Raw genomic sequence first — 8,884 nt, forward strand, 5'->3', positions numbered from 1 at the left:
TAATCCTATTGTACCTTTGCGATCCAAATAATTTTTTTAGAATGAAAAAAGCTGTACTCTGTCTTCTTATACCAATGCTTTTGTTTTCTTGTGGTAGGTTGAGTTCCGACAAAACAAAAAGTGGCGGAGTAACTATTTCGGGAGCTGGTGCTACTTTTCCATATCCTTTTTATAACATTGTTTTTCGCGACTATATGAGTCTTAACGACAATATTGTCGTTAATTACGGAGCAATAGGCAGTGGCGGTGGAATACGCAGTTTGCGCGACAAATCCGTCGATTTTGGTGCTAGCGATGCTTTTCTTACCGACAGGGAACTCGAATCTATGAATGCTCCTGTAATTCACATTCCAACTTGTATGGGTGGAATTGTAATGGCTTACACGTTGTCGGGAGTTGATAGTCTGCGACTTACAGGTTCGCTTATTTCAGATATTTATTTGGGCAATATAACACGATGGAACGATTATCGCATCGCGGCAATCAATCCAAATGTAAAACTTCCCGATTTGGAAATAACTCCTGTTTATCGTTCTGACGGCAGCGGTACAACATTCAATTTTTCGGAATATTTGTGCGATGTTAGTCCCGAATGGAAAAAGGTAATGGGAATGGGAAAAGCTTTGAAATGGGACGTAGGTATTGCCGCCAAAGGTAATCCAGGCGTTGCCGGAATTGTTCAACAAACCGAAGGTGCAATTGGTTACATTGGCTCAGAGTACTCGCTTACACTTGGGTTGCCAGTGGCTCAATTGAAAAATAAAGCAGGCAATTTTGTTTCGGCTTCGTTAGAATCTATTTCTGCTGCATCTAAAATACAGTTTCCCGACGACATGCGTGCATCTATTATCAACGTTGATAATCCCGATGCCTATCCCATGAGCATATTTACTTGGCTCATTGTTTACCAAGAACTTAACGATGGAAATCACACAGAAGTCCAAGCTCAAGAGTTGGTTAAGTTGCTTAGCTATATAATTAGTCCCGAAGGGCAACAAGTAGCAGCTCGAATAAACTACGCTCCGCTTTCTGAACAAGCTATTGAAAAAACCAAAGCATTAATAGGAAAAATTACGTACAACGGAGAAGTTTTAATTCCATATACTGAAGACTCAACTAAAACTTCGTTGAATACACATTTAACTACAGATACTTTGTATAATGAAAGATAGAATATTTAAAATATCACTTTTTGCAGCAGCTGTAGTTATTCTTTTACTCACAGCAGGGATTTTGTACGCATTGGTGGGAAAATCCTTAGAAGTGTTTAACGAATACGGTGTGTGGGGTTTTGTTTCAAACGCCGAATGGGATCCGCGTGCGGCAACCGAAGAATACGGAGCGCTTTCGTTTATTATGGGAACTATATACACCGCTTTCTTTGCTTTATTGCTGTGTATTCCGTTTTCATTGCCTGTGGCACTATTTACCGGCGAATACTTTAAAGGGAAGCGTATAGCTTCTATCGTAAGTTCCATTGTTGACTTGCTTGCTGGAATTCCATCAATAGTCTACGGTTTGTGGGGGTTCTATGCTTTGCGACCTGTTGTGATTGCCTTAGGGGTTAATGCGCAGGGTTTCGGAGTTTTTCTTGCATCTATTGTTTTGGCAGTAATGATTATTCCTTATGCCTCGTCTTTAAGTTCGGAGTTCCTTTCAATGGTTCCTAATAATTTAAAAGAAGGAGCTTATAGTTTGGGCGCAACTCGAATTGAGGTAATTCAGAAAGTGAGCATACCCATTGCCGGTTCCGGTATTGTAGCTTCATATATTTTAGCTTTAGGACGTGCCTTAGGCGAAACAATGGCAGTTACAATGCTTATAGGTAACACGAACAATATCCCTGCCGGATTGCGGGGTACAGGAAATACAATGGCGAGTGTTATAGCTAATCAGTTTGGCGAAGCAGACGGTTTAAAGCTAAGTGCTCTCATAGCTATAGGTCTATTGTTATTTATTATTACGGCTATTATCAACCTAATAGCTAAACTGATTATGAAAAAATTAAGTGCGGCATGACAAATAATGTATCTACTTCTACAACAGGTGTAAAACGCAGAATTGTCAAAGACAAGATGGCTTACGCATTTATATGCATTTTCGCTTTCTTGGCAATGGTTCCGCTTTTTCTCATCTTATGGGAAGTGGTTTCAAAAGGATATAAGAACTTCAATTTCCGTCTCTTTACTGAGGTCGCTCCATCTTCTATGGATGCGATGTTTGCTCGTGTGAACGGCGAGCCTATTCCTGGCGGAATATTAAACGGGATCACCGGTACAATCCTAATTGTAGGTTTGGCAATATTTTTCACAATTCCTTTAGGATTGTATATAGGTATATATTTGTCCGAAAACTCAGAGAAACGTTTTTCAAAAATAATAAGTTTCCTCACCGATTTATTGCAAGGCATACCTTCAATTGTAATAGGTATTATTGCTTACGCTTGGGTTGTAAAGCCGCTCGGAAGTTATTCGGCATTAGCAGGCAGTGTTGCACTTTCTATCATGATGTTGCCTATGATTGTGCGCTCGACGGAAGAAACCTTGAAGATGCTTCCCAGAGCGTATAAAGAAGCCGGTTTAGCTTTAGGCTCTTCGTATACTAATGTGGTTTTCAGGATTTTGTTACCTTCCGGTTTTGGTGGAATTTTTACGGGAATTTTGTTGGCAATATCGCGTGTAATGGGTGAAACCGCACCGCTTATGCTAACAGCTCTCGGAGCATCACTTGTAAATTGGAATATCTTTGAACCAACATCGTCTATTCCCTTGCTAATATGGGAGTTTTATAACGATCCAAACCTTATCGATTTAATTTGGTCTTCGTCGTTATTACTGTTAATTGTAATTTTTGTATTGAATTGGATTGCCAAGATTGTGGCACGTAAATGGAAAATATGACAACAAACCAACAAAAACCAATTTTAGAATTAAAAAACCTTTCGGTTTCGTACCAGCCCGGAAAATACGCTGTCGATAAGGTTACGGCAGATGTTTATCCTAACACTATTACGGCAATTATGGGACCTTCGGGATGCGGAAAAAGTACTCTCTTGCGAGCCATAAACCGTATGCACGATTTGTATCCAAACATTAAAACTACAGGCGAAATATTTCTGAAAGGAAAAAATATATTCGAAATGAATCCTATGGACGTTCGCCGAATGGCGGGAATGGTGTTTCAGCAGCCTAATCCTTTTCCAACTATGAGCATCTACGACAATGTGCTTGCAGGCTATAAACTGAATGGGATAAAATTGAATAAAACCGAAAAAGACGAGATTGTAGAGCAAAGTCTGCAAAGTGTTGCTCTTTGGGACGAAGTAAAAGATGTAATGAGCAAACGCGGCTCTTTTCTGTCGGGCGGACAGCAACAACGTTTATGCATAGCACGTACATTAGCCTTAAAGCCGGAAATTCTTTTAATGGATGAACCGACTTCGGCTCTAGATCCTATATCTACCAATAAAATTGAAGAATTATTGCTTCAACTAAAAGAAAAATACACCATAATTATTGTAACGCATAACATGTCGCAAGCGGCACGAATTTCAGATAATTCAATGTTTATGTACTTAGGTGTATTGGTAGAATACGGTAATACCACACGAATGTTTACCAAGCCACAAAATAAGAAAACCGAAGAATACCTAACCGGAGCCTTCGGTTAAGCAATAATTATATAAACAATTGAAATAATAGAAAAAACGTATATTTGTCAAACAAACAATTATGAATAACGATAATATTAATCTTCAACAACCCGAAAATGTTATTATGGGAATTAAAGATCAATACTTAAGTCAGCTTGAAAGCGATTTTCAGTTGCTAACTGAAATAGTTCTTTCGCAAATGGATTTTGTAAGGCACATGCTTGTAGAAAAGCCAAGTAAAGAAATTAATTCGCAAATAAAGCGTAACGAAAAACTTATCGATTCTCTAGATATTACCATAAAAGAAAAGGTAATAAACGCCATTATGCTTTTTACACCACGTGCAGGCGATCTACGCCGACTAATGGCATACCACGACATGACTATCTCTATGGAGCGTGTTGGCGACCTGATTACGAATATATCGGCATCATTGCAAAATACTGATTTTTCGATTCACGGATTTAAAGACTATAAAAAGCTTGTGCTAAAAATGTACGACCGCGCATTTACTATGCTCAAAAATTCGTTGTTTGCATTCACCGACATCAGCGATGAAGCTGCTTATTCAACTATTCTGATGGACGATAAAGTGGATAAAATGGAGAGAAAAATTGAAAAACGTCTAGCCGATGACTTTGGTGGAAAAACCCACAACAGCCAAGCTTTGCTTAATATTATGAATTTAAACGCAATTTCTTATCATATTGAAAGAATTGCCGATAAAGCCGTTGATATTTCCACATCGGCAATATTTTTGATAGAAGGTAAAGATATACGCCATATAAAATCGCCGAAAAGAGAAGAAAAGCCGTCAACTGAAACTCCAAAGAATGAGTTGACAGACGAAAAAATTGGCGAATAAAGACTTTTAGCAGTAATTTTTTTATAATTTTGCACCATTATTTTGTCTTATGGTGTAATGGTAGCACAACAGATTCTGGTCCTGTTTGTCTAGGTTCGAATCCTAGTAAGACAACAGATGTAGTTTTTAGTATTGAGTTCTGAGTTCCGAGTAAAATTAGTAATTCTAATTTCTAACTTCTAACTTCTAACTTCTAATTTTATAACTCAATACTCCTGACTCTCCCGAAACTTCGGGACGAAACTAAAATCACTCACCACTCGTCACTGACCACCATTCACTATAGTGAAATCACAGGAATACGATAAATAAATCCTGCTGAAATTCTGCAAGTATTATTAGGAGTATTTATTTGCCTGACAACAGGTTCTTGGTAATCCTTTAAAGTTGTAATTAAAAATAAGTGCAAATTATCGTCTTCCATTGGGTAAAACTCAATACCGGCTTGGTAATTCAAGGAAGTCAGACAATTACCTTCATCTAGGTTAATGCTTGGTTTGTAGGTAGAATAATTGTTGTAAAAGCATTTGAGCAAAATATTCCATTTGGGTGAAAGTTTGTAATTAATTTCTCCCAATACCGAAAAATAGTTTACATATTCCGCAATATTATCCGAACTGTCGGTCATATTTCTAATTGCACCTAAATAATCAACTTCCGAATGCTGATAAAAGGCATCGATGTATACGCTAAAATCACCCGACTGCCATTTTTGTCCACCTGTAACCATAAACAATTTTTTGTCTTTTGCGGGTGTAGTAAAGTTAGCTGCATATCGCAGTTGCAAAGCATCATCAAAATAGCTGCTATTCCAACCTATAGAGTAATACAAGGGCAGAGTAGGCGACTCAAGGTTTGAAGTCGCGTAAGGTCTACCTACAGCTTCTTCCCATGTTCCCATTCTGTTATTAAGAATTTGAAAAATAAACTCCTGATTTTTTGTAGGAGAGTACGCAACTTGCACTCCCGTCAAGTAACAAGTAATAAAATTTGTTGTTCCGCTGTAGTCGTAAACATCAACAGGGTATTTGTTGTATTCAAATCCGCCGATTAGTAGGGCTTGCTTTCCGGCAGCAACTGAAAAATGATCGTTAAACTTGTATTTCAAATATGCGTAATCTATAGAAGATGGTAGGTTTTCAGTTGAAAAAACAGGTGTTGCTTTGTTTAGGCGTTGCAAGTAACGGTACGTTAGCTTTGGCGTGATTTGTCCGGTTATGTCAACATTTACGTGCTCAAATTTAAATGAAGCGTCATCGTACTTCAAAGGTTTTCCTTCAAAATGGGAATTGAACGCCGGGCGTAAATGTAGCGAAAGGTTTAAGGTTTCCGGTTTTTTATCGTTAGTTGATTGAGCTTGCAATGACGAACTGCAAATGAAATAAATAAAACAGGTTAGTATTACCGTAAGAATGGAAATTTTATTCATAAAACTTTTCTTTAGTGTTGATATAAGTTTGTCTATTTTTTTAAATACGCATTAAATTTTTCAATATCATTTGCAAAGTTAGAAAAAATATAGATATTTGCGGAAATATTTCAAAAGAATGCTTTATGAAGAAACCCAATAATAAACCCAAAAGAAAAGTAGCAAGTACAATGCTAACGCTTTTAGTTTTGTTTGTTGCCGGATTGTTAGTTAGCTACTTTGTTGATTTTATAAGCGATTCGCGAGCCGAAAACCAACGCTTGGCACAGCAAGCTATCCAAACTATTGCAACTACAGATGTTTCTAACGCAGTATTTCCTGCCGAAGGTGCTTACTGTTTAGCTTGCCATCAAGGAATAGAACCAACTCGTCCTATGGAGTCTGAGATGATGCAACAAATATTCGAGAAAGGCACAGCTCTCGGCGATCCTAACGGTTGTGTTGTCTGCCATGGTGGAACACCTGCCGAATTGCACAATAAATATAGGGCTCACAGCGGAGTACCTAAAGGCAGTTCTCTATCAGCTTTTACGCCTGTTCCGGCTGCTTTGCAAGTCAATGAGAACACATGCGGATTATGTCACCAAGACCACGTGTATAATACACGACTATCAATGATGAACAGCGATGCCGGTAAAATGAAAGCTATGGCATGGAGTTTTGGCATAGGCACCGAAAACTACGACCACATTTACGCCAACAGCACTCTTGTTGATACCGACGGACAAACACCCAGATTTGGCACTGAGCAATACATCGATTATATGAAAGAGATGGCTGCGACTTTTCCGGGACAATTTCCTACTGAATTGAAGGAAATTCCCAAAGTTTCTGCCGAAGAAATAAAAACCAATCCCGAACTCGCTGCATTTACCTATTTGCGCAATTGTAATGCTTGCCACTTGAGCAACAAAGGAAATCAGGGTAGGGGACACTACCGCGGAATGGGATGTGCTGCTTGCCACAGCGTTTACAGCAACGAAGGATTTTACGAAGGCGGCGACCCCGAAATTCCCAAAGATAAACCCGGACACTTGTTGGTACACTCAATGCAAGGAACCAGAAAGTCTAGCATTAGCTTTAACAACCACCAAATGAGCGGTGTGCAGGTCTCCACTTGTGCATCTTGCCATGCCGGCGGACGTAGGATAGGTCACTCTTATCAAGGGTTTATGCCGTTGGAATCTTCGTATAATAAAGGTCCTTTTGACGAAAACGGATTGCCGCAAAAGCCCAATGCAGGTTATGTATTCAAATATATGCAAGGCGATGCTCACCGACAAATAGAGCAAGACGGAAAAATGGTTCCTGGATTATTGTGTCAAGACTGCCATACAACTATTGGTGTGCACGGCAACGGAAATATTGATGTTGCAGCTCTTGGAGCGATAGAAATTGAGTGCTCTGACTGCCACGGTACGCCAACTCATTATCCTTGGGAATTGCCTTTGGGTTACGGCGATGAGTTTGGTAAAAAGCTTGACATGAAAAATGCAAGAGGTTTAGCTGACGAACCACTCGCAGTTACCAAAGAATTTGGAATAACTTATCCGAAAGAAGATGGCTACTTGCTTTCTACACGTGGAAATCCGCTGGGTAATGTTGTACGCCGTGGCGACCGCGTTATAGTGCATTCAGACGGTAGCGACCGCGAGTTCGAGTTAATCACCCTTAAAGAAATAAATAAGAAAAAGGGATGGAAAAACCCAAAAGATGCTAAAGTGGCAATGGTTACCACCAAGCACATTGATAAATTGGAATGCTACGCCTGCCATTCTACTTGGGTTCCGCAGTACTACGGATATAAATACGTGATTGATTATAGAAAATCATCTGTCGATTGGCTTCAATCGCCACAAGTTTACGGAGCAGACGGTACAACAGCCGATTATCACGGCAAATTTGCAATGCAGCCGGGTGCTCCTACCTACGGCGATTATAGTCATATACGTTGGGAAAATCCACCTTTGGGTATAAACGGCGAGGGAAGAGTTTCGCCGTTGGTTGGTGTTATTCAAACTGTTAGCACCGTTATTGACGAGCAAGGCAAAACCGTTGTGTGGAACAATGTCGCAAAAACCGAAGCCGGATACGATGCTATTGAGTTAGCTCCGCTTAATCCGCATACTACATCGCTAAAATCGAGAGAGTGTGCAGAATGCCATGGAAATCCGATTGCAGCAGGATATGGCATAGATGGCGGAATTTATGATGCAACACCAGGCACACCACGCTACGCCGATGTAATTGATGCCGACGGTAATAATGTCAGCCAATACACGCAGGTGCAAATAGCAGCTATAAGTAAGTTGCACGGCGATTTTATGCGATTGCTCAATTTAGATGGTGAACAGGTTCAGACAATAGATTCGCATTGGCCCACTGCTATACCGCTTACTCAAGAGCAACGCGATTTTCTTGCACGTGAAACAGCTTGTGTTGCCTGCCACCAGGATATTCCTAACGGAACAATACCTAATAGAATGCTAACCAAAATTGCACAGGTAACCAATCTGTCTTTTGCAACACCCGAAGCACACGACAATATACTTCACAGCAACAACTTGATGATTGCGTGGATTAAAGCACTTGGAGTTGTAGCTTTAATAATATTAGCAGGATTAATAGTATGGGGAATTATAAAGCGTAAAAAGGTTATTGACTTTTGGAAAAGATTTGTTGCACTCTTTAAAACTCCAAAGGATAAATAGCTAAAAGTTTCATGTTATATATTAAGCCCGATAGTATCATCTGTCGGGCTTTCTTTATTTATATAATTTTTGTGATTAATTTGGCTATAGTCTAAATAGACAAACTTTTATGGTTTCAATTTTGTTTTTTTCATTTTCTTTGCTTGTCCAAAGAAAACGAAACAAAAGAAAAGACACTTTTTACAAGGAATTTTTTATTGCCTTTAGGCAATAAAAACCGTATAAAA

At 39.3% G+C, this 8,884-nt stretch carries 7 protein-coding genes and 1 tRNA gene; 7 read left to right on the plus strand and 1 reads right to left on the minus strand.

The features are described from left to right. Positions 1-41: 41 nt before the first annotated feature. The 6 genes from pstS to PHP31_03295 all read left to right on the plus strand — a co-directional run bounded on the left by pstS (position 42) and on the right by PHP31_03295 (position 4,631). The gene (gene pstS / locus PHP31_03270; GenBank protein ID MDD3738295.1) at positions 42-1,172 is read left to right on the plus strand and encodes a phosphate ABC transporter substrate-binding protein PstS; all 1,131 of its coding nucleotides are present in this window, start codon (positions 42-44) and stop codon (positions 1,170-1,172) included. Next, positions 1,162-2,019, plus strand: coding sequence for a phosphate ABC transporter permease subunit PstC (gene pstC, locus PHP31_03275; protein ID MDD3738296.1), 858 nt, complete (start codon positions 1,162-1,164; stop codon positions 2,017-2,019). The genes pstS and pstC overlap by 11 nt, the downstream gene beginning before the upstream one ends. Beyond that, positions 2,016-2,900: a phosphate ABC transporter permease PstA gene (pstA, locus tag PHP31_03280; protein MDD3738297.1), complete on the plus strand. Its 885-nt coding sequence runs from the start codon at positions 2,016-2,018 to the stop codon at positions 2,898-2,900. Before pstC ends, pstA begins: the two co-directional genes overlap by 4 nt. Next, entirely contained in the window at positions 2,888-3,670 is a 783-nt protein-coding gene (gene pstB / locus PHP31_03285; protein ID MDD3738298.1) for a phosphate ABC transporter ATP-binding protein PstB, read from the plus strand. Before pstA ends, pstB begins: the two co-directional genes overlap by 13 nt. A 61-nt stretch (positions 3,671-3,731) precedes the next feature. Then, complete coding sequence (locus PHP31_03290; GenBank protein ID MDD3738299.1) at positions 3,732-4,517, plus strand: PhoU domain-containing protein; 786 nt, start codon at positions 3,732-3,734, stop codon at positions 4,515-4,517. A 43-nt stretch (positions 4,518-4,560) separates the two neighbouring features. After that, positions 4,561-4,631, plus strand: a tRNA-Gln gene (locus PHP31_03295). Positions 4,632-4,797: 166 nt separating this feature from the next. On the opposite strand, the gene PHP31_03300 is transcribed toward PHP31_03295, so the two are convergent. After that, positions 4,798-5,946: a porin gene (locus PHP31_03300; protein ID MDD3738300.1), complete on the minus strand. Its 1,149-nt coding sequence runs from the start codon at positions 5,944-5,946 to the stop codon at positions 4,798-4,800. Positions 5,947-6,071: 125 nt separating this feature from the next. On the opposite strand from PHP31_03300, the gene PHP31_03305 reads away from it, so the two are divergent. Beyond that, positions 6,072-8,657, plus strand: a complete 2,586-nt coding sequence (locus tag PHP31_03305) for a hypothetical protein (protein ID MDD3738301.1) — start codon at positions 6,072-6,074, stop codon at positions 8,655-8,657. The last annotated feature ends 227 nt before the right edge of the window (positions 8,658-8,884 follow it).

It is taken from the genome of Lentimicrobiaceae bacterium (genome assembly GCA_028697555.1).
Lineage (GTDB): Bacteria > Bacteroidota > Bacteroidia > Bacteroidales > UBA4417 > UBA4417.

Coding starts and splice junctions, on each gene's coding strand:
- PHP31_03290 (MDD3738299.1), top strand. CDS start 3,732: ATGAATAACGATAATATTAATCTTCAACAACCCGAAAATGTTATTATG.
- PHP31_03305 (MDD3738301.1), top strand. CDS start 6,072: ATGAAGAAACCCAATAATAAACCCAAAAGAAAAGTAGCAAGTACAATG.
- pstS (MDD3738295.1), top strand. CDS start 42: ATGAAAAAAGCTGTACTCTGTCTTCTTATACCAATGCTTTTGTTTTCT.
- PHP31_03300 (MDD3738300.1), bottom strand. CDS start 5,946: ATGAATAAAATTTCCATTCTTACGGTAATACTAACCTGTTTTATTTAT.
- pstA (MDD3738297.1), top strand. CDS start 2,016: ATGACAAATAATGTATCTACTTCTACAACAGGTGTAAAACGCAGAATT.
- pstB (MDD3738298.1), top strand. CDS start 2,888: ATGGAAAATATGACAACAAACCAACAAAAACCAATTTTAGAATTAAAA.
- pstC (MDD3738296.1), top strand. CDS start 1,162: ATGAAAGATAGAATATTTAAAATATCACTTTTTGCAGCAGCTGTAGTT.